The sequence below is a fragment of the Massilia violaceinigra genome, assembly GCF_002752675.1.
Lineage (GTDB): Bacteria > Pseudomonadota > Gammaproteobacteria > Burkholderiales > Burkholderiaceae_D > Telluria_A > Telluria_A violaceinigra.
The window spans coordinates 4,174,724-4,194,881 of sequence record NZ_CP024608.1 but is presented as its reverse complement, the minus strand read 5'-3'; the positions used below and the strand labels follow the sequence as shown (position 1 = coordinate 4,194,881).

General features: G+C 63.9%; 14 protein-coding genes. 8 read left to right on the top strand and 6 right to left on the bottom strand.

Going from position 1 to position 20,158, the window contains the following annotated elements; translation table 11 throughout:
* The first annotated feature begins 5 nt into the window (after positions 1-5).
* Complete coding sequence (locus tag CR152_RS18765) at positions 6-749, top strand: SAM-dependent methyltransferase (RefSeq protein ID WP_099877022.1); 744 nt, start codon at positions 6-8, stop codon at positions 747-749.
* A 484-nt stretch (positions 750-1,233) separates the two neighbouring features.
* Here the strand turns inward: CR152_RS18765 and CR152_RS18760 are convergent, their stop codons facing one another.
* The 3 genes from CR152_RS18760 to aceA all read right to left on the bottom strand — a co-directional run bounded on the left by CR152_RS18760 (position 1,234) and on the right by aceA (position 5,299).
* A complete protein-coding gene (locus CR152_RS18760; RefSeq protein ID WP_099877019.1) occupies positions 1,234-2,484 on the bottom strand; it encodes an EAL and HDOD domain-containing protein in 1,251 nt (416 codons plus the stop codon).
* Positions 2,485-2,551: 67 nt separating this feature from the next.
* On the bottom strand, positions 2,552-3,763 hold the full coding sequence (locus tag CR152_RS18755; RefSeq protein ID WP_099877016.1) for a 23S rRNA (adenine(2030)-N(6))-methyltransferase RlmJ: 1,212 nt from the start codon (positions 3,761-3,763) through the stop codon (positions 2,552-2,554).
* Between the two features lie 237 nt (positions 3,764-4,000).
* Positions 4,001-5,299 (bottom strand): isocitrate lyase, encoded by a 1,299-nt coding sequence (aceA, locus tag CR152_RS18750; RefSeq protein ID WP_099877013.1) that lies wholly within the window; start codon positions 5,297-5,299, stop codon positions 4,001-4,003.
* Positions 5,300-5,971: 672 nt separating this feature from the next.
* On the opposite strand from aceA, the gene CR152_RS18745 reads away from it, so the two are divergent.
* From CR152_RS18745 to CR152_RS18735, 3 genes are all read left to right on the top strand, one after another.
* Complete coding sequence (locus CR152_RS18745; protein ID WP_167399917.1) at positions 5,972-7,048, top strand: cache domain-containing protein; 1,077 nt, start codon at positions 5,972-5,974, stop codon at positions 7,046-7,048.
* A 492-nt stretch (positions 7,049-7,540) separates the two neighbouring features.
* Positions 7,541-8,617 carry a cache domain-containing protein gene (locus tag CR152_RS18740; protein WP_099877007.1) on the top strand — a complete coding sequence of 359 codons (1,077 nt, stop codon included), beginning with the start codon at positions 7,541-7,543 and terminating at the stop codon, positions 8,615-8,617.
* Positions 8,618-8,656: 39 nt separating this feature from the next.
* Complete coding sequence (locus CR152_RS18735) at positions 8,657-9,229, top strand: DUF8082 domain-containing protein (RefSeq protein WP_099877004.1); 573 nt, start codon at positions 8,657-8,659, stop codon at positions 9,227-9,229.
* A 69-nt stretch (positions 9,230-9,298) separates the two neighbouring features.
* Here CR152_RS18735 and rraA read toward each other — a convergent pair whose 3' ends face one another.
* Positions 9,299-9,793, bottom strand: coding sequence for a ribonuclease E activity regulator RraA (gene rraA / locus CR152_RS18730; protein WP_099877001.1), 495 nt, complete (start codon positions 9,791-9,793; stop codon positions 9,299-9,301).
* A gap of 966 nt (positions 9,794-10,759) precedes the next feature.
* Positions 10,760-11,968 carry an MFS transporter gene (locus tag CR152_RS18720; protein WP_099876998.1) on the bottom strand — a complete coding sequence of 403 codons (1,209 nt, stop codon included), beginning with the start codon at positions 11,966-11,968 and terminating at the stop codon, positions 10,760-10,762.
* A gap of 97 nt (positions 11,969-12,065) precedes the next feature.
* Here CR152_RS18720 and CR152_RS18715 point away from each other — a divergent pair, with 97 nt between their 5' ends.
* Together CR152_RS18715 and CR152_RS18710 are read left to right on the top strand one after the other, a co-directional pair.
* Entirely contained in the window at positions 12,066-12,857 is a 792-nt protein-coding gene (locus CR152_RS18715; protein ID WP_099876996.1) for a helix-turn-helix transcriptional regulator, read from the top strand.
* 89 nt (positions 12,858-12,946) lie between these two features.
* Complete coding sequence (locus CR152_RS18710; protein WP_099876993.1) at positions 12,947-14,212, top strand: TolB-like translocation protein; 1,266 nt, start codon at positions 12,947-12,949, stop codon at positions 14,210-14,212.
* A gap of 66 nt (positions 14,213-14,278) precedes the next feature.
* On the opposite strand, the gene CR152_RS18705 is transcribed toward CR152_RS18710, so the two are convergent.
* On the bottom strand, positions 14,279-15,247 hold the full coding sequence (locus CR152_RS18705) for a questin oxidase family protein (RefSeq protein ID WP_099876990.1): 969 nt from the start codon (positions 15,245-15,247) through the stop codon (positions 14,279-14,281).
* A 182-nt stretch (positions 15,248-15,429) separates the two neighbouring features.
* Here CR152_RS18705 and CR152_RS18700 point away from each other — a divergent pair, with 182 nt between their 5' ends.
* Positions 15,430-17,844, top strand: coding sequence for a catalase (locus tag CR152_RS18700; RefSeq protein ID WP_099876987.1), 2,415 nt, complete (start codon positions 15,430-15,432; stop codon positions 17,842-17,844).
* A 438-nt stretch (positions 17,845-18,282) separates the two neighbouring features.
* A complete protein-coding gene (locus CR152_RS34840) occupies positions 18,283-20,082 on the top strand; it encodes a response regulator (protein ID WP_099876985.1) in 1,800 nt (599 codons plus the stop codon).
* Positions 20,083-20,158: the final 76 nt, after the last annotated feature.

The following is a 20,158-nucleotide window of genomic DNA, read 5'->3' as shown; positions in this document are numbered from 1 at the left end:
AGACCATGTCCGGCACTTTATATCTGATCCCCAACACCCTCGGCGCCGACACGGCCACCGACGCGCTCGCGCACATCATTCCCGAGCAAGTCCAGGCACTGACCGCGCGCCTCGACTATTTTGTCGCCGAAAACGCCAAGACCGCGCGCGGCTTCCTGAAGCTGATTGCGCAGCGGCATCCATTAGCGAAAACATTGCAGGAAATCGAGATTGCTGAACTGAACGTGAACACCCCGGCGCAAGCGCTGGCCGGCTTGCTGGAACCGCTGCTGGCCGGGCGCGACGCCGGCCTCATCTCGGAAGCGGGCGTGCCGGCGGTGGCCGATCCGGGCGCCGACCTGGTGCGTCTGTCGCACGAGCGCGGCATCCAGGTGCGCCCGCTGGTCGGTCCCTCGTCGCTGCTGCTGGCGGTGATGGCGAGCGGCTTGAACGGCCAGAGCTTCGCCTTCAACGGCTACCTGCCGACCGACGCGGCGCTGCGCACCAAGCGCATCAAGGAGCTGGAAACGCGTTCACGCGCGGAAAAGCAGACCCAGCTGCTGATCGAAACGCCCTACCGCAACGGCGCCATGCTCGACGCCCTGGTCGGCGCCTGCCAGCCGGGCACGCTGATCTGCGTCGCGACCGACCTGAGCCTGCCGACCGAATCGATCCGCACCTTGAACGGCGGCAAATGGAAGTCATTGCTGGCGGCCGGCAAGGCGCCCGACTTCCACAAGAAGCCGACGGTGTTTTTGCTGCTGGCGTAATACGCAACAGGCGCGCTTGGCGTCGGAAACACGCCAGATAGTCACAAGAAGCCAACGGTGGATGTGCGCCTGACAGAATCAGCGCCCGCCACCAATGCCGCCAAGTTAAGCTCCGTCATTCCTGCCATTGGCAGAAATGACTTCCCGCGCAGGTCCCAGTTTCCAAGAAACTCCTCCAATTCCTTGGAACGAGGCAAGTCCAGAGGCTAATGCCGCTAACTTAAGCTCCGTCATTCCCGCGCAGGCGGGAATCCAATTCCGTAGCGCAGTCACAGGCGGCTCGACGAACTTGGATTCCCGCCTACGCGGGAATGACGGTTTTGAAGTTTGTGGTGAGAAAAACGCTGACCTAACGCCATCGAATCCAAAGGCCAGTTCTTGGAGAGGCGGGAAAGACGGTTTTTGAGTTTGTGGTCAGATAACGACTTAACTTAGCGGCATTAGCGCCCGACCCGGGATGGTCTCGCCTTTGGATATGGGTGTTTCAGGCCACCAGCTCGTTCACCCAGCCGAAGGCTTCCATTTCGATCTCGCGCATGACCTTGGCACTGAGGCCGAGCGCCTTGAGCGACCTGGCCAGTTCCGGGCCGCGCTTGGGATTATCCAGCAGCTCGACCACGCGCAGCATGTCGCCCAGCACGCCCTTGCGTTCGAGCAGGGCGGCGCGCACTTCGTCGGCCACCACCACGGTGCCGAGAATTTCCTGCATCGACATCGAAAACAGCGCATCCATCAGCGACATGATGCCCACCGTGAAACCGGTCTCGGCGCTGGCGCCCGGCACTTTCTGCGTCATCAGTTCCATCAGCTTGCCGCGCGTGGTGGCCATCTGCAGCAGCGGCGAATTCAGCTCGACCGCCGCGCCCGGCTTGGCATACAGCAGGATTTGCAGCCAGCGCTGCAATTGCTGACGCCCCAGCACGTACAGCGCCTCGGTCAGCGAATCGATGCGCCCGCGCGCGCCGGCCGCCGGGGTATTGACCAGCCGCAGCAGATTCAGGCTGATCAGGGCGTCGCGCTTGACGGCGCGCTCGATCTCGGCGTCGTCGGCGTCCGAATTGATCAGGTCGAGCAGGCGCAGGATGACCAGTTCCGACGGCGCGATTTTCTTGCCGCTCAAAATGGCCGGACGCGCGAAATAATAGCCCTGGAAATACTCGAAGCCGAGCGCCATGCACGCCTCGAACTCCTCGACCGTCTCGACCTTTTCGGCCAGCAGCTTCTTGTTGCGTCCGTTCAGGGCGGCCACCAGCGCCGGCAAGGCCTGCGCCGGCACGGCCTGCACATCGACCTTGATGATGTCGACCAGGTCGACCAGCTTGCGCACATCCTCGGACTCGTCGACCACATCGTCAAGGGCGAACTTGAAGCCGAACTCCTTGAGCTCGCGCACGCGCGCGATCACAGCGGGCGTGGCCTGCACGGTTTCGAGGATTTCGAGGATGACCTTGTCGTGCGGCAGGAAGCGCACGAAGTCGCTCATGAGGACGATCTCGTCGACATTGACGAACGCCAGGCGTTCGCCGACCACCTTGGCCATGCCGAGTTGGGACGCGTGCGAAATCACGGCCGCCGTGGCGGCGGCGTGATCGGTCACATTGGCGTCGCCGCCGTTTGCGCTGCGAAACAAGAGTTCAAAGGCAACCAGTCGCTGGTTGCGTCCGAGAATAGGCTGGCGCGCGAGAAAGAAATCGTCGGACGGCAGCGCCAGCTCGGCCACGGTATCAATAGGCATGGGGAATCCGGAAAACAGGGGCGCCGACCACGACGCCACCTGCGGTGACTATACTACGGCGGCAGACTTAAGGACGGCGCGGGCCGCTGTTGCGTGGACCGGTCGGACGCGCACTCTTGCCCGCCGCGCCGCCTTCGGCCGGCCGCGCACTCTTGCGCGTGACGCCAGCCTCGGTGGGGCGCGCGCTCTTGCCAGCCGCGGCAGCGGCAATGCTGGAGCGCTTGGCCACCGGCGCGCGTGGTGCGCCGCCAGCCGCGCCGGGCGTGCCTGCCGGTGCTTGCCCTGGCAGGCGCAGGCTGCCGGCACCGGCGGTCGGGCTGGCCTTGCGGGCGTTACCGACCGGCATGCGCACGGCGCCGTTGGCACCGGTGCGGCCGCTGGCGGTACCGGTCACCTGGGTGCCTTTTTCGATCACGTAGGTGGCGTCGGCATTCTTGCCCAGCACCTGCACCAGGTACGGCATCACCTGGCGCAAGGTCGGCTCCAGGGTGTACGGCGGGTTGAGAATGAACATGCCGCTGCTGTGCAGGCCGAAGCCATCCGGACCCGGGGTGGTGATGGTCAGGGTGACGTTCAGCCATTCCTTGGCCGCCAGGCGCTTGAGCTTGTCGGCGAACTGGCGCGATTCCATGCGCTGCAGCACCGGATACCAGATCGCGTAAATGCCGGACGGGAAACGCACCAGCGCATCGTCGAGCGCGTCGCGCACCTTGCGGTAATCCTGCTTGTCTTCGTACGGCGGGTCGATCAGGACCAGGGCGCGGCGCGATGGCGGCGGCAGCAGGGTCTTGAGGGCGTGGAAACCATCGCCGCGCTCGATCAGCACGCGCCGGCCGCGCGCGCTCGGGCGCTCGCCCTGCGCTGCCGCGTGCGCTTCGACCTTGCGGAAGTTATCGGCCAGGATCTTGCTGTCGGCCGGATGCAGCTCGAACAGGCGCAGGCGGTCGTGCTCGCGCATGACCTTGTCGGCGCAATACGGCGAACCCGGGTAGTAGCGCATCTTGCCGCTCGGGTTCAGTTCCTTGATCAGGTTGACGTATTCAGCCAGCGGCTTGGGCAAGTCCTTGCGCTCCCACAGCGGGCCGATGCCGGTTTCGTATTCGGCGTTCTTGGACGCGTAACCGCCATCGAGCGCATACACGCCGGCACCGGAGTGGGTGTCGATATAGGTGTAGGCCGTGTCTTTCTGATTCATGTATTCGTGCAGCTGAATCTGCACGAAATGCTTCAGGACGTCGGCGTGATTACCCGCGTGAAAGGCGTGGCGGTAGCTCAACATAACGTGGGTATTCCATAAAAAAGGGGGATCTGAGCCGCCATTATCCTCTATAAAGACGGTTCGGACGCAAAAAGCGCGTAAATGCGCAACGCCCTCCCCCTTGACCGCGCGGCATGTGCCTGAGGCGGACAAGGGGGAAGGCGCTGTGCGTTTCCACCCGTGGGGGCGCGGGATGGCCCGTTTCGGGACCATCCCGCTGGCGGCGCTCCTTGTGGAAGCGCCGCGGATCAATAGCGTTTAAGCTACTTTCTTTTCGTCGAAGAATTGTTCATCTTCGGTCGAACCATGCAGCGCGGTGGTCGAGCTCTGGTTCTGCTGGATGGTCTGGGTGACGGCGTCAAAATAGCCGGTACCGACTTCGCGCTGGTGCTTGACGGCCGTGAAGCCCTTGTCGGCGGCGGCGAATTCGGCTTCCTGCAGCTCGACGAAGGCCGACATCTGGCGACGCGCATAGCCGTGCGCCAGGTTGAACATGCCGTAGTTCAGGGCATGGAAGCCGGCCAGGGTGATGAACTGGAACTTGTAACCCATGGCGCCCAGTTCTTTCTGGAACTTGGCGATGGTGGCATCGTCCAGGTTCTTTTTCCAGTTGAACGATGGCGAGCAGTTGTAAGCGAGCATCTTGCCTGGGAACTTGGCGTGCACGGCGTCGGCGAACTGCTTGGCGAAGGCCAGGTCCGGCTTGCCGGTTTCGCACCACACCAGGTCGGCGAACGGCGCGTAGGCAATGGCGCGCGAAATGGCTTGCTCGATGCCCGGACGGACTTTGTAGAAGCCTTCCACGGTGCGCTCGCCGGTGCAGAATTCACGGTCGTTGTCATCCACGTCGGAGGTCAGCAGGTCGGCCGCTTCGGCGTCGGTACGGGCGATCACCAGGGTCGAGGTGCCCATCACGTCGGCCGCCAGGCGCGCCGCGGTCAGCTTTTCGACCGCTTCACGGGTTGGCACCAGCACTTTGCCGCCCATGTGGCCGCATTTCTTGACCGACGCCAGCTGATCTTCGAAGTGAACGCCGGCGGCGCCCGCATCGATCATCGACTTCATCAGTTCGTAGGCATTCAGGACGCCGCCGAAGCCGGCTTCGGCATCGGCGATGATCGGCGCGAAGTAATCGATGTCATCCTTGCCTTCGGACCACTGGATCTGGTCGGCGCGCTGGAAGGTGTTGTTGATGCGGCGTACGACCAGCGGCACCGAATTGGCCGGGTACAGCGATTGGTCGGGATACATTTCGCCAGCGACGTTGGCGTCGCCTGCGACTTGCCAGCCGGACAGGTAGATGGCTTTCAGGCCAGCCTTGACCTGCTGCATGGCCTGGTTGCCGGTCATGGCGCCGAGGGCGTTGACGAAAGGCTCGTTATTCACCAGATCCCACAATTTTTCCGCGCCGCGCTTGGCCAGCGTGTGCTCGATCTTCAGCGAGCCGCGCAGACGCACCACGTCGGCTGCGGTGTAGTTACGTACAACACCCTTCCAGCGTGGGTTGGTGTCCCAATCTTTTTGCAGTTCTGCTACTTGCTGTTCACGAGTTGCCATGGTGTTCTCCTAATTGAAAGCCGAGTTAAGTAACGAAATCCGTTAGAGAAATCATAGACCGTTTTGCGCGCTGCAACAACACTCTTATATAAGACATATAACTAAATTTAAATCCTTAAAAATCAATTACTTGAAATTCATATCTCATGATACGAAATGAAATTTCTCCAAATGGAAGAGCGCGGCAAGGCAAATCGATGGCAGCATTTTGCATTGTGAAATGCAGTGCCCGCCTGATGAAATCCGGCGGCCGTTTTTCCGCCGGCCAACGGCCGCGTACCGGACAAGGTGCCCCGCGCAGCGGCAATCGGCTGCTGAGTGTTGCACAGAAGACACACGATGCTAAAATTCTCACGCAAAACGCCCGGAATCGCTCGAAAACACATGTCTCGCGTACAGTGCCGTAGGATAATGTGCCTTCAGGCAATCCTTAATCACTGCCGCACGACGCGCTCGGCGTCTCCAGGCAGTTTGCGAAGCGGTCCATGGCGGACAGTGCAACTCCTACGAACAACAATTCCTCATCCAATCCCGTTGCGCAGACGAGCGGGATGGTTGCCAGCTACAAAAGTCCGGCACGCAGTTTAGTGTCGGCCCAGCAATCGGTATCTTGATGTCCGATACGCTGGCCGATCTGCCACGTCAAGCAGACCTACATTACGAATGCATCTCATGAACCCAAAATTTACTCTTAATATTTTCCACAAAGTACTCATCACTCTGTTAGCGGTCACGCTGATCCCCCTGTGTACATTGTGGCTGGTCAGCGACAAGGCAGCCCAGCGCCAGCTGACCGCCAACGTGTCGCAAAACCTGGTCCTGACCATGAACACGGTTGCCAACGGCATTATTGGGTGGGATAACACCAACGTGCGCGCCATGACCCAGGCGGCCAGCCTGGACGACATGATTTCGATGAAGGCCGAGCGCCAGAATCCGATCCTGAGCGTCACCGGCACCGCCTACGAATGGTCGTACCTGATGTTTACCATCACGCCCGACGGCGCCAACGTCGGCCGCAACGACGGCGGCGCCCTGACCCCCTACGGCGACCGCTCCTACTTCCAGCAAGTCATCAAGGGCGCGCCGGTCGGCCGCCAGGTCGTGATCGGCAAAACCAGCGGCAAGCCGGCGCTGATCTTGGCCACCCCGATCCGCGACGCCAGCTCCACGCTGGTCGGCGTGCTGGCCATGTCGATGTACCTGACGGATATTTCCAAGATCGTTACCGATATCCGCATCGGCGAAACCGGCCGCGCCATCCTGCTCGACGCCAGCAACAAGGTCATCGCCCACGGCGACGCCTCCAAGGTCCGCACCGCGCTGCAGGATTTCAGCGCCTATCCGGCACTGAAAGTGGCCGGCATCGCCGACGCGCCGGTCGTCTACAACTCCGAAGATCGCCAGGTGATCGGCTTCATGCGTAAATTACCGCAAGGCTGGACCTTGCTGGTTGAACAAGATTACGACGAAGCATTCGCCACCATGAACCGGATGGAAAAGGATGCCCGCGTCCTGATCGGCGTCAGCGTGGCGCTCGTCATCGCCATCGCGATTTTCCTCGGCAAGGCCCTGACCCGTCCGATCAACGATTTGACCGCGATTGCGCGTCAGCTCAGCAACGGCGAACTGCAGGTCACGATCGCGCAAATCGATCGCGGCGATGAAATCGGCTCGCTGGCCCGCGCCATCGATCGCCTCGGTGTGAGTATTCAGCTGGCAATGGATCGCCTGCGCAAGAAGGGGTAATTCGCAAGGCGGCCCGGCTGCCCTCCCCCCTGCGCCGCAGCCATCATGGCGTGGCCGCCATGGGGGAGCAGGCAGAAAACCCGGTCCGTCGCGCGGCAGGTGCCGTGTTGCAGTTTTACCTATCTTGAGGCGGGATATTGTTGCAGTAAACACACAACCCGAGGGAATTCTTACTAAAAACAACGGGAAGGCGCTGATAACCCATGCTTTTGGTAAAGACCGGTATAATAATGTGCTTACAAGCAACCTTAAGACACTGCCGAAGACCGCGCCCCGATGTTTCCGGAAGATGGCGGCACGGGTCATCACGGACAGTGCAATCCTGCCAACAGTAAGCTCCGAATTTTCGATCCCGCCGCGCGCCAAGCGCACGGGATTGCCAGATACAAAAGTCCGACACCCAGTTAATGTCGGCCCAGCAATCGGTATCTTGATGTCCGACACGCTGGCCGATCTGCCACGTCAAGCAGACCTCTATTACGAAGGCGCAGCATGAACCCAAAATTTAGTTTGAATATTTTTCACAAGGTACTCATCACCTTGCTCGCAGTCACACTGATCCCCCTGTGCACCCTGTGGATCATCAGTGACCGGGCAGCGCAGCGCGAGCTGACCGACAACGTGTCGCAAAGCCTGATCCTGACCATGGACACCGTGGCCAACGGCATCAACACGTGGGACGACACCAATCTGCACGCGATGAACCAGGCCAGCCGCCTTGCGGATACGATTTCGATGATTCCGGAGCGCCAGATCCCGATCCTGAAGGCGACCGGCAAAGCCTACGAATGGTCGTTCCTGATGTTTACGATCGCACCGGACGGCTCGAACACGGCCCGTAACGACGGCGGCGCCCCGATCAATTACGGCGACCGTTCGTACTTCCAGGCCGTGATGAAGGGCCAGCCCGTCGGCCGCCAGGTCGCCATCAGCAAAACGACCGGCAAGCCGGCGCTGATCGTGGCCACTCCGATCCGCGATGCCAACGCCGCCCTGGTCGGCGTGCTGGCCATGTCAATGAACCTGACCGATATTTCCAAAATCGTGACCGACATCCGCATCGGCGACACCGGCCGCGCCATCCTGCTCGACGCCAGCAACAAGGTCATCGCCCACGGCGACGCTTCCAAGGTCCGTACCGCCCTGCAAGATTTCACCGGTTACCCGGCACTCAAGGTGGCCGGCATCGTCGACGCCCCTGTCGTCTACACTGCGGAAGAGCGCAAAGTGATCGGTTTCATGCGCAAATTGCCGCAAGGCTGGACTTTGTTGGTTGAACAAGATTACGATGAAGCATACGCTACGATGCACAAGATGGAACGCGAAGCGCGCATCCTGATCGCCGCGGCCGTGGTCCTGGTCATCGGCGTCGCCATTTTCTTCGGCAAGGCATTGACCCGTCCGATCAACGAACTGACCGCGATTGCCCGTCAGCTCAGCAATGGCGAACTGCAAGTCAATATTCCGCAAACGGCCCGCGGCGATGAAATTGGCTCGCTGGCCCGTGCCATCGAACGTCTCGGCGTCAGCATCCAGCTGGCAATGGATCGCCTGCGTAAAAAGGTTTGATACCGATGAGAGGTTACTGATATGTCACAACCGGAATTCATGCCATTTATCGACGTGGTCGACCAGATCGCTGGCTTTTGCTCGCAGCGCGTCACCGGCACGGCGTTGCTGATCAGCGACGACAACCGCATGGCCCAGGTCCACCTGCAAGCCGGCAAGATCGTCTTCATCCTGTGCCGTGGCCGCCGCGGCCGCGACGGCCTGGCCATCATGCGCACCATGCAGAACGCGCGCCTGACGCTGGACAAGGCCGGCGTCGTCAATGCTGACGGCCTGGACTGGCCGACCGAGATCGTGCTGGGCTACCTCGACGGTACCCTGGACGACTTGCCTGGCAGCGGCGTGCTGGGCGGTGCCGCACCGCGTCCCGCCGCCGCCGCGCCGCGCCCTGCCGCCACGCCGGGCCTCACGGCCGACATCAAGACCACCTTGCAGCGTTGCCTGGTGAAGTATGTGGGACCGATGGCGGAAATCGTCTGCAGCGACCATTTCGATGGCGCCACCGACGTGCGCGCCGTGGTCATGGCGCTGGCCAAGGAAATCCCGAACGACGACCAGGCCGCCAAGTTCAAGGTCGACGTCGCCAAGGCGCTCGACATGCCTGCGTTCTAGGTACTCCTGCGCGCGGCGGCCCAGCCGTCGCCGCGCGCACGATGTTCCTGCTGTCTCTCCCCTCTTGCTTCAGGCCAGCTTTTGCTGCGCCACCACGATGCCGTCGGCATCGGCATACAACCAATCGCCCGGCTGCACCGCGACCCCGCTGACGCAGATGCGCACATTGCGTTCGCCCGCGCCCAGCTTGCTGCTTTTGCGCGGATGGGTGCCCAGCGCGCGCACCCCGATGGCGCAGGCGTTGATTTCGTCACTGTCGCGCACGCAGCCATCGACCACGATGCCGCTCCAGCCATTGTTTTGCGCCAGCAAGGCCAGCTGGCCGCCGACCAGCGCGCGGCGCAGGCTGGCGCCACCATCGATGACCAGCACATTGCCGTTACCCGGCGCTTCGAGCGTGGCGCGCACCAGGGCATTGTCCTCGAACACCTTGAGAGTGGTCACGCTGCCGCAGAAGCGCACCTGCTGCCCGTAATGCCTGAACAGGGGCGGCAGCACGGCCAGGCGGCCGTCTTCCAGCAGTTCAGGGTGGTCGTCGCACAGATCGGTGGTGGCAAAGGTCATGTCGGCTCGCTCGCAAAAGAAATGGAAATGAGAACGATTCTAAGCGATTGCCGCGCGGCTTGTGTGAGTCGACTTTGACCGCGCCACCCGGGTTCCGGTTCCCCTTCGGAAACGGCATCTGCGGCATGCGTGATGTGTCACAAGCGCGGCGCAAACAGGGCAGACGGGCGCGCGCTCCGGCGCCATAATCGGTCCCTCTTTCTCGACAAGGGGGCACGCATGCTCAGCACGCTGTCACAGCTCCGGCGTTTGTGGGACATCGTCACAGCCATCGCCACATTGCCGCGCGCCCACCTGCAGTTCGACGCGGCCCTTGCGCCCGCCGAGGTAAGCGCCGCCTACCGCAACTTCACGCGCCGCCACCCGCGCTACCGCATCATCGGCAACAAGACCATCGGCGCGGCCCTGGTCGACATCGAGCAGTTCGTCACGTCCGCGCACTACCGCGAATCGATCGGCGAACGCAACTGGGGCGGGTATTTCGCGCGCCGGGCGCAGGCGCGCGGCTACCGCTTTGCCAGCATCGAGCGCAACCGCTACGCCAACGACATCCATGCCATCAACCAGTCCCTGCCCGAGCGCCAGGGCCGGCCCATGGCCGCCAGCTACCAGGAGCGCACCACGCACTACACCGACCGCGCGCATTACCGCTACAACGGCGTGCTCGACAAGTCCGGCAAGCTGGTCGCGTATTGCGAGCTGGGTATCTACGGCAATTTTGCGCTGTTCTCGCGCCTGCTCGGCTACCGCAACAATGACGGCATCATGCACTTCATGATCGTCGAAATCGTCAGCATGCTGATCGCCGAACGCAAGGTGCGCTACGCCATGTACGACACCTGGTTCGGCGCCACGGACGGCTTGCGGCGCTTCAAGACCATCCTCGGCTTCAAGCCTTACCGGGTGCGCTACACCCTGCTCCCGGCGAACCGCCTGTACCAGGCCAGCCAGGGGTCGTGCGCCGGCTCAGGCCTGCTTGAACTGCAGCGCGCGGCTGCTGCCGCCCACGGTCAGCGCGGTGCCGATCGCCAGCACCTGGAACAGGGCGATGCAGCCGAACACCCATGCCGGATGGCCGCCATCCATCAGGGTGCCGAACAGGAGCGGGCCAAGCGCGAGGCCGCTGTCGAGGCCCGAATACACGATGCCGAAGACGCGCCCGGTGGCGTTCTTAGGCGCCGCGGCGCGGATCAGTAAATCGCGCGAGGGACCGGCGACGCCAGCCGCCAGGCCGATGCCGCCCATCAGCACCACCGCCATCCAGCCCGGCACTACGGCCGCGCCCACCAGCAGCGCCATCAGCGCGGCGCAGATGAACGACATCGCGATCGTGCGGTCGTGGCGCTGGGCGCGCGCGGCCAGGAAACCGCCCAGCACCATGCCGCCGGCGGAGGCCAGCATGTAAGCCGTGTAGGCGGTGGTGGCCGAAGCGAGCGAAATGCCGTACAGCGCCACCAGGCTGGCCGACGAAAAGCTCTGGATACCGCCTAAGGCAATGGCGGTCAGGAAAAAGAAGCCAAAGCTCATCCAGACGGCCGGCAGCTTCATGAAGGCGAACGAACTGTCCTGCGGCACGCCGGCGGCCTGCACCGGGGCGGGATCGGCGCGCAGATGAGCGCGCTGGGCGAACAGCAGCGCCAGCGTGACGAAGGGAATGGCGGCAGCCGACAGCAGCGCCACGCGCCAGCCGGCCAATGCGGCGATCCCGGCCAAAAACGCGGGCGCGGCCGCCCAGCCCAGGTTGCCGCTGATGCCATGCATCGAAAAGGCATGGGCGATGCGTGCTTTGCTCACGCGCTGGTTCAGCAAGGTGTAATCGGCCGGATGGAACACGGCATTGCCCAGGCCGGCCAGCATGGAGCCGGCCGCCAGCATGGCGTAGGTTTGCGCGCCGGCCAGCACCAGGGCGGCCGTGCCGAGCAGCGCCAGCCCGCAAAACAGCACGCGGCGCGCGCCGACCCTGTCCACCACGAAGCCGGACAGGGCCTGGCCAATGCCGGAGACGACGAAAAACAGGGTCATCAGCAAGCCGAGCTGGGCATACGAGAGACCGAAGGCGGGCTTTAACCATGGAAACAGGGCGGCCAGGATCAGGTGGTAGAAGTGCGATACGCCGTGGGCCAGGGAAACGAGCCCGATGACGCGCGCATCCTCGCGCAGGGTAGGTGTGTTCATGAAGCATCCTTGAATGAGCAAACACCAGTGTAAGTAAAAAATCATCGACAGTTTTGAGACAGGAAGCCATACTTTGTCGCAGATCCGCCAATTACCCATGACCCTGACCATCCTGACCCATACCCGCTGGCAGCCGCCCGGACTCGAACCGACGCCGTCGCGCCCGGTACGCGCCCTCGCCCGCGACCTCGACGTGACGCAGTGGCTCGACCCGCACCAGCATGTCTGGGGCCAGCTGACCTTTGCCCTGAGCGGCGTGCTGCGCGTGACCACGCCCGGCAGCACCTGGATCGTGCCGCCCCTGCGCGCGATCTGGATCGCGCCCAATGTGGTGCATGCCATCCATGTGCTCGAAACGGCCCGCCTGCGCCCGCTGTGCATCCTGGCCGCGCGCGCGCCGTTCGAGGGCGACGAATGCCGGGTCTTGACCGTCTCGGTGCTGCTGCGCGAGCTGATCATCGCGCTCGGCCAGACCGGGCCGGGGCCGCGCGAGCAATTGCTGGCCGAGCTGATCCTCGACGAATTGCCCGGCTCGGCCACGCGCCCCATGCGCGTGCCGCTGCCGCAGGACAAACGTCTGGGCGCCCTGTGCGCGGCCCTGATCGAGGACCCCGCCTGCCAGCTGACGCTCGGCCAGTGGGCGGCCCAGGTCGGCGCCTCCGAGCGCACCCTGACGCGCCTGTTCGAGCGCGAGCTGGGCATGCCCTTCGGCCACTGGCGCCAGCAGGTGCGCCTGGCGCATGCCGCGCCGCTGATCGCACGCGGCATGCCACTCTCGCAGGTCGCGGAGGAACTGGGCTACGCCAGCCAGTCGGCCTTCTCGGCCATGTTCAAGAAAACCTTCGGCAGCTCGCCGAGCGCCTTTTTTGCCCCCGACAACGCGCGATGAACTGCGTAGTTACAAATAGCGTATTTCTTATGGGTATTAAGCACGTATAGTGAGCGCTTCCCTGCTGTCCCCATTTTAGGAGTTATCTGGTGGTTTTACTTATCGGTTTTGCACTGCTCGTGTGCCTGCTCATCCTGTTCTACCGCGTGACGGATGCGCCGAAAGAGCCCGCTTCAGGCACCGCGAGCGCCGCCGGCTCGGCCAACCTGTCGGGCATCGGGGTGGCGTACCTCTCGAACGGCAAGCTGTTTTACCAGCCCGACGGCGGCGCGCTGCGCCAGTTGCACAGCCCCTACATCCAGGAGATCGAAGACCGCCTGGCGCGCAGCAACGAGCGCAATGCGTGGAAGAAAAACACCAGCTTTGAAGTGGCCGCCTACGGCCAGATGAAGCAGTTCGGCGAAGACGCCAACGCCATCCGCTACACCTCGGCCCAGTTCGACCAGCAGCAATCGATCCTGTATTTCCTCAGCGACGCCGGCATCGGCGGGCTGTTTTCCTTCAATCTGGAAACCGGCGTCGAAACGCGCATCGTGCACCGCCAGAACCTTGATTTAAGCGACCTGAACCTGAACCGCGAGACAGGCAAGCTGGTCTGCACCTCTTCGTCCAAGGACAGCATCACCAACATCGCCACCCTGGACGTGCAGGGCAACAACCTGCGCGAGCTGACCGGCGGCGACACGGCCGATTCCGCGCCGGCCTGGTGCGACGACGACAGCATCGTCTACCAATCGGCCGGGCTGGCGCGCGACAAGGCAGGCATGATCGTCGCGCTCGGCCACAGCACCATACAGAAGCTGGACCTGCGCTCGGGCAAGCTGGACACAGTACTGGACGACCCCAACACCGACTTCCTGCACCCGCGCGTGACGCGCACGGGCGAGCTGCTGTTCATCCGCCGCCCGTACGAAGTGCCGCAATACAGCAGCGGCAATATCCTGCTCGATACCGTCCTGTTCCCGTTCCGCCTGCTGCGCGCGGTGTTCCACTATCTGAATTTTTTCTCGATGATGTACAGCCGCAAGCCGCTCACCGGCGCCAGCGGACCGGCGACCCAGGCCGACGTAAAGGCCATCATCCTCAAGGGCAAGCGCATCGATGCCGAGAAAGCCCTGCGCAGCGAAAGCATGGTCGCCGGCGTGCCTGCGCTGGTGCCGGCCAGCTGGCAACTGGTGCAGCGCAGCCGCCAGGGCGACGATCGCGTGCTGGCGAGCAATGTGGCGTCCTACGACATCACGCCGGCCGGCCAGATCCTTTACTCGAACGGCCGCGGCGTGTTTCTGCTGGGCGACGACGGCCGCTCGACCCTGGTGCTGAAAGGCGACCTGGTGGGCGACATCATCGCGCGTTGAGCCGGGTCGCCGGGTCGAACACGGCTCCTCGCGTTCAGTGTCACATGGCGATTTCTGTTTAATGAGTCAGGCCAGCTTGCGCGCGGCAATCGCCAGATAGCGCGGGTCGCCGTAGACGAGCGACTCGCACCAGGCCGAATAGCACAGCTTGACGACATGCGCATCGGTGGCCCGCGCAGCTTGCGCCATGCAGGCGTGCCAGTCAATCTCCGCAACGGGCGTCGGCGCGGGCGCTGTTGATGGCTCCACGGTCAGGCTCGCAACCAGCACCGCTTCCCACAGATAGCGCAGCGCGCGCCGTGGGTCGCCCGCGTATGGCGCTACCACCCGAAAAGCATGGCATGCCGTGACGGTATGCAAGAGCGTGAAATCTTCCTGCGCATGGTAGGCCGCGAGCGCGAACTGCGCCACCTGCCGCAGGTCGAGCGTGGCCGGCTGGATCGCCGTGCCCGCCACGCCCGGATGGCGCGCTGCCTGGCGCATGCGGTCGATAATGATGCCGTCCCACGGCGCATGGCCGGCCACAACGCTTGCCAGGCGCGCCGCTATGTCGGCCGGCGCCTCGTCCACCGCGTCCGGCGCCAGATCGAGCGCCGCATATTCCATGACCCAGTACGCCAGGGCGGCGCAGGTCTCGTCCACATCGCCGGCATCGATGGCGTACGCGAGGCGGATCAGGCAATGAAAGGCCGACGCCGACACGCCCGGCAACAGCCGCGGCACCCAGTCACGCAATACGGCGTCGAGGCCATCGCGCCGCACACTCTCCTGGAAAAAGCGTTCCAGGCCGCCGGCATTGCGCCCCTCGCCCAGCCAATCAAGCGCATCCGCAACCGCGCCGATCTCGCCATCGTGCGGCTGCAAGCGGCGCGCATTGACGTCGAACGCGCGCTCCATGGCCTCGCCCGACGCGCCCATGCGCTCGAGCGCAATGAGCGTCATCGGCAAGTGATTGGCAAGCCGGTCGCCATACAGCGGCCCGTAGCGCCGGCTGCGCGTCAGCAAGTCCCGGCAAGTATCCGACAATGTCGCCATGTATGTTCTCCACGTGGTTCACCAGCCCGACAGACTACCACCGGCCGCCATCGCCCGCACGCCGTGAAAGCGCCGTGATCTCCCGCGCCCTTTCACCTGCTCGCGATCAATCCCGCGCTGCGGCAGCGATGCAAACTCGACAGGCCAGGGGCGCCGGCCCCACTCTTTCTAAGAGGTATTTCATGGTCACACGTAAAAAAAACGGACCGTCCACCGACGGCGCGGGTTCCATCCTCAGCACCGTCGCGGGTCCCTCGGACCCGACCCTGCCCGGCAGCCTGGGCACCACCAATCCCACCGCGGAGCGCTTGCTCGACAAAGCCGGCGGCGAAGCGGACCTGGCCGACGAACGCGCCTTCAACGCCACCAAACCGCTCGAATATGGCGATGCGGCGCGCACGCCCCACACCGGCGAAGCCTATGCCTCGTCGACCCCGCTGGCCACGGCCAGCACCAGCACCGAAAACGTCGCTTCGCCCAAGGTCGGCGCCGGCATTGCTCGTCTGGGCGACAACGCCCTGAACAGCTCGCTGGACCGGGTGCGCGCCGACGATACCGAGCAGCGCCTGACCACCAACCAGGCCATTTCCATATCGAACAACCAGGACTCGCTCAAGATCGGCCTGCGCGGCCCGATCGCGCTGGAAGACTTCGTGATGCGCGAAAAAATCACGCACTTCGACCACGAACGCATCCCGGAACGGGTGGTGCACGCGCGCGGTTCGGCCGCGCACGGCTACTTCGAGTCGTATCAGGATCTGTCCACGCTGACGCGCGCCGCGCCCTTTGCCCAGGCCGGCAAGCGAACCCCGGTGTTCGCGCGTTTCTCCACCGCCACCGGCGAGCGCGGCTCGCCCGACACGGCGCGCGACGTGCGCGGCTTTGCCGTCAAGTTCTACACGGACGAAGGCAACTGGGACCTGATGGCGAACAACATTCCCGTCTTCTTCATCCAGGACCCGATGAAGTTCCCCGACGTGGCCCACGCCATCAAGCCCGAACCGCACCACGGCATGCCGCAGGCGTCCAGCGCGCACGACACGTTCTGGGACTTCGCCTCGCTCAGCCCCGAAATCACCCACATGCTCATGTGGATCATGTCCGACCGCGCCATTCCGCGCAGCTACCGCATGATGCAAGGCTTCGGCGTGCACACCTTCAAGCTGATCAACGCCAACGGCGACGTGCGCCTGTGCAAATTCCACTGGACCCCGCTGCAGGGCACCCACTCGCTGGTGTGGGATGAAGCGTTCAAGCTGCGCGGCATCGATTCCGACTATCACCGGCGCGACCTGTGGGAAGCCATCGAGGCCGGCAATTTCCCCGAGTACGAACTGGGCTTGCAGGTATTCACCGAAGAGGAGGCCGCCACCTTCCCCTTCGACATCCTCGACCCGACCAAGCTGATCCCCGAGGAATTGATCCCGGTGTTCCCGGTTGGCAAACTGGTCCTGAACCGCAACCCGGACAATTTCTTTGCCGAGACCGAGCAAGTGGCGTTTTGCACGCAGCACATTGTTCCCGGCATCGACTTCACCAACGACCCGATCCTGCAAGGCCGCAACCATTCCTATCCGGATACCCAGATCACCCGCCTGGGCGGCCCCAACTTCCACGAAATCCCCATCAACGCGCCGCTGGCCAAGGTGCACAACAACCAGCGCGAAGGCTTTCACAGGCAGTCGGTCAATCGCGGGCGGGTGAACTACGAGCCCAATTCGCTGGCCGGCGGCTGCCCGTTCCAGGCCGGCCGCGCCGGTTTTGTCAGCGTGCCCGAAGCGGTGATCGGCAACAAGGTGCGCGGCAAGCCGGAACTGTTTGCCGACCACTACTCGCAGGCGCGCCTGTTCTGGATCAGCCAGAGCGCGCCGGAGCAAGCCCACATCATCGACGCCTTCCGCTTCGAGCTGACGCGCGTGGAAACGCTGGCGATCCGGGTGCGCATGGTGGCCGGGCTGGTCAATGTGGATGCGACCCTGGCGCGCGCCGTCGCGGCGGGCCTGGGCATCGCCGTGCCGCCGCCGCTGCCGCTGGCCACCACGCTGCCGCTGCCGGCGTATGCGCCCTCGCCCGCCCTCTCGCTGCTCAGCCGACCGGGCGTGGCCGGCATCCGCACGCGCCAGGTGGCCATCCTGGTGGCGTCCGGCACGGACGGGGCAATGGTGCGCGCCATCTACACCGCCTTGCTGGAAGAAGGCGCCGTGCCGCGCCTGGTGGGGCAGCGGCTCGGCCAGGTCAGCTCGCTCGACGGCCAGTCCCTGCATGTGGAAATCACCTTCGAAGCCAGTCCCTCGGTCATGTACGACGCGAGGGTGCTGCCCGGCGGGGAAGATGCCGCCATCGTGCTCGGGCGCGACCCGCGCGTGCTCGACTTCGTACGCGAACAGTATCGCCACGGCAAGCCGATCCTTGCCATCGGCACCGGTGCCGACGTGCTGGCCCACGCCGCGATCCCTCAGAGCCTGCCGGACGGCTGCGACGATCCCGGCATCGTCAATGCCAACGCCGGCGTGACGGCGCAAGCGCTCCATCAGTTCAAGACGGCGCTAGCGCGGCACCGCACTTTTGCAAGGGAAACCGATCCGCCGACCGTATAAGAGACAGTTGGTGTGGTAAAGCCGGCAATCCGCCGGCTTTTTTTGTGTCCTGCAAAAAGGTGGCGTGATACGCGCTTTGCCCATACACTTTATGAAAAGCGCTATGGAAGTAGTAAAAATCGATACCAAATCGCCGTTCAGCGCGCTCGCAGCCGGTCTGTCGCACAACAAGAACACACGAATGCTTACAACCATCCATCGTGTTCTGCCGCGCGCCGGTGTATCATTGTTGCCTACAACCAAGATCGCCTTTTATTAACCAATTGCCTTGAAAAAAGGTAACGACGGAGAGCTGTTCGCGTGTTTACTTCAAGTTACGAAACAAATGTCGGCATTGGCGTTTTGATATTAGTGCTCCTCTACGTGGCTTACCGTGTCGTCGTGCACGTATTGCGCGAACGGGAAATCAAAGGGCTGCAACAGCGTGATGAACCGACCATGCTCGAGGATACCGATCAGGCCAAGGAATTCGCACGCATCCAGGCTGAGAAGGATGCCGCCGAGGAAGCTGAACGGGTGGAAGCGGAACGCCTCGCCGCCGCCGAGCGCGCCGCGGCGGAGCAGGCCAAACTGGACCGTTTGGCCGGGCTGGAAAGAGAACGCCTGGAAGCCGAGCGCCTCGCGGCGGTAGCCGAAGCGGAGCAGCGTGCCGCGGACGCCGAAGCGGAACGCCTCGAAGCCGTCATCGAGGCCGCCCGCCTCGACCTGGAACGCCTTGCCGCTGCCGAGGAAGCCGAGCGCCTTGAATCCGAGCGCCGTGCGGTGATCGAAGCCGAACGCATCGAAGGCGAACGCATTGCCGCCGCCGAAGCGGCACGCGTCGAAGCCGAGCGGATTGCCGCAGCGGAGGCGGCGCGTCTGGAAGCCGAGCGGGTTGCCGCTGCCGAAGCTGCCCGCCTGGAAGCCGAACGCCTTGCCGCGGCCGAAGCGGCGCGTCTGGAAGCCGAACGCATTGCCGCTGCCGAAGCGGCCCGTCTGGAAGCGGAGCGCATCGCTGCCGCCGAAGCGGTCCGTGTGGAAGCCGAACGGATTGCCGCCGCCGACGCCGCGCGCCTGGAAGCGGAACGTCAGGCCGCCGAAGAAGCGGCGCGCCAGGAAGCGCAACGCCTCGCCGATGAGCAGGCCGCACAGCTGGAGGCGAAACGTATCGCCGACGAGCATGCCGCGCAACTGGAAGCGCAGCGCATCGCCGACGAACAGGCGGCGCAGCTGGAAGCGAAACGCCTGGCCGACGAACATGCCGCGCAGCTCGAAGCCGAACGCATTGCCGCGATTGAAGCGGCCGAGCGCGAAGCCAACCGCATCGCCGCCGAGGATGCGGCGCGGCGCGAAGCCGAGCGTCTTGCGGCCGAAGAGGCCGAACGCATCGAAGCCGAGCGTCTTGCCGCCGTAGAAGCCGAGCGCATCGAAGCCGAGCGTGTGGCTGCCGAAGAGGCCGCCCGCATCGAAGCCGACCGCCTTGCTGCCGAAGAGGCCGCCCGTCTCGAAGCACAGCGCCTCGCCGAGGCCGAGGCGGCGCGCCTGCAAGCCGAACAGGCCGCCAAGGCGGAAGCGGAACGCATTGCCGCTGAAGAAGCCGCCCGCCTTGAGGCGGAACGCGTCGCCGCCGAGCAGGCTGCGCGCATTGCAGCCGAACGCATCGAGGCGGAACGTATTGCGGCGGAGCAGGCAGCACGCGCGGAAACCGTACGGCTCGAGGCCATACGGCTCGAGGCCGAACGCGCCGCCGCCGAACAGGCTGCACAAGCGGAAGCGCAGCGCATCGCCGCTGCCCGCCTGGCCGAGGAAGCAGCGGCCAAACAGCAGCAGCCTGCCGCTCCCGCCGCCCCGATCGCCCCGGCACGCGTGATCGAGCCGAAAGCCGCGGCGGACACGGTCGTCATGATCGCGGACGACTCCAAGGTCGTGCGCGTGAAAACCAACCGCTTGCTGGTCAACAATCAGTTCCAGGTCGCTATGGCGGAAGATGGCCTCGATGCCATGAAACAGATCGCCGAGCGCATGCCCGACGTCCTGATCACCGACGTGGAAATGCCCGGCATGAATGGATTTGAACTGACCCGGCACGTGCGCGAGAACCCGCTGACGGCGCATATTCCGGTGATCATGATCAGTGCCGAGGAAAGCTACCAGACCAAGGCCGCTGACGCCGGCGTCGATGTGTTGCTTGGCAAGCCGTATTCGGATACGGTCATGATCGATCACATCCAGCGCTTCATGCGCCAGGGCCGCGGCTGATCTTTCTGCTCTAGACCCGGGGCCTGGCCCCGATCAAAAACCGTCCTTCCTGCAGCTGCGGAAAGGACGGTTTTTT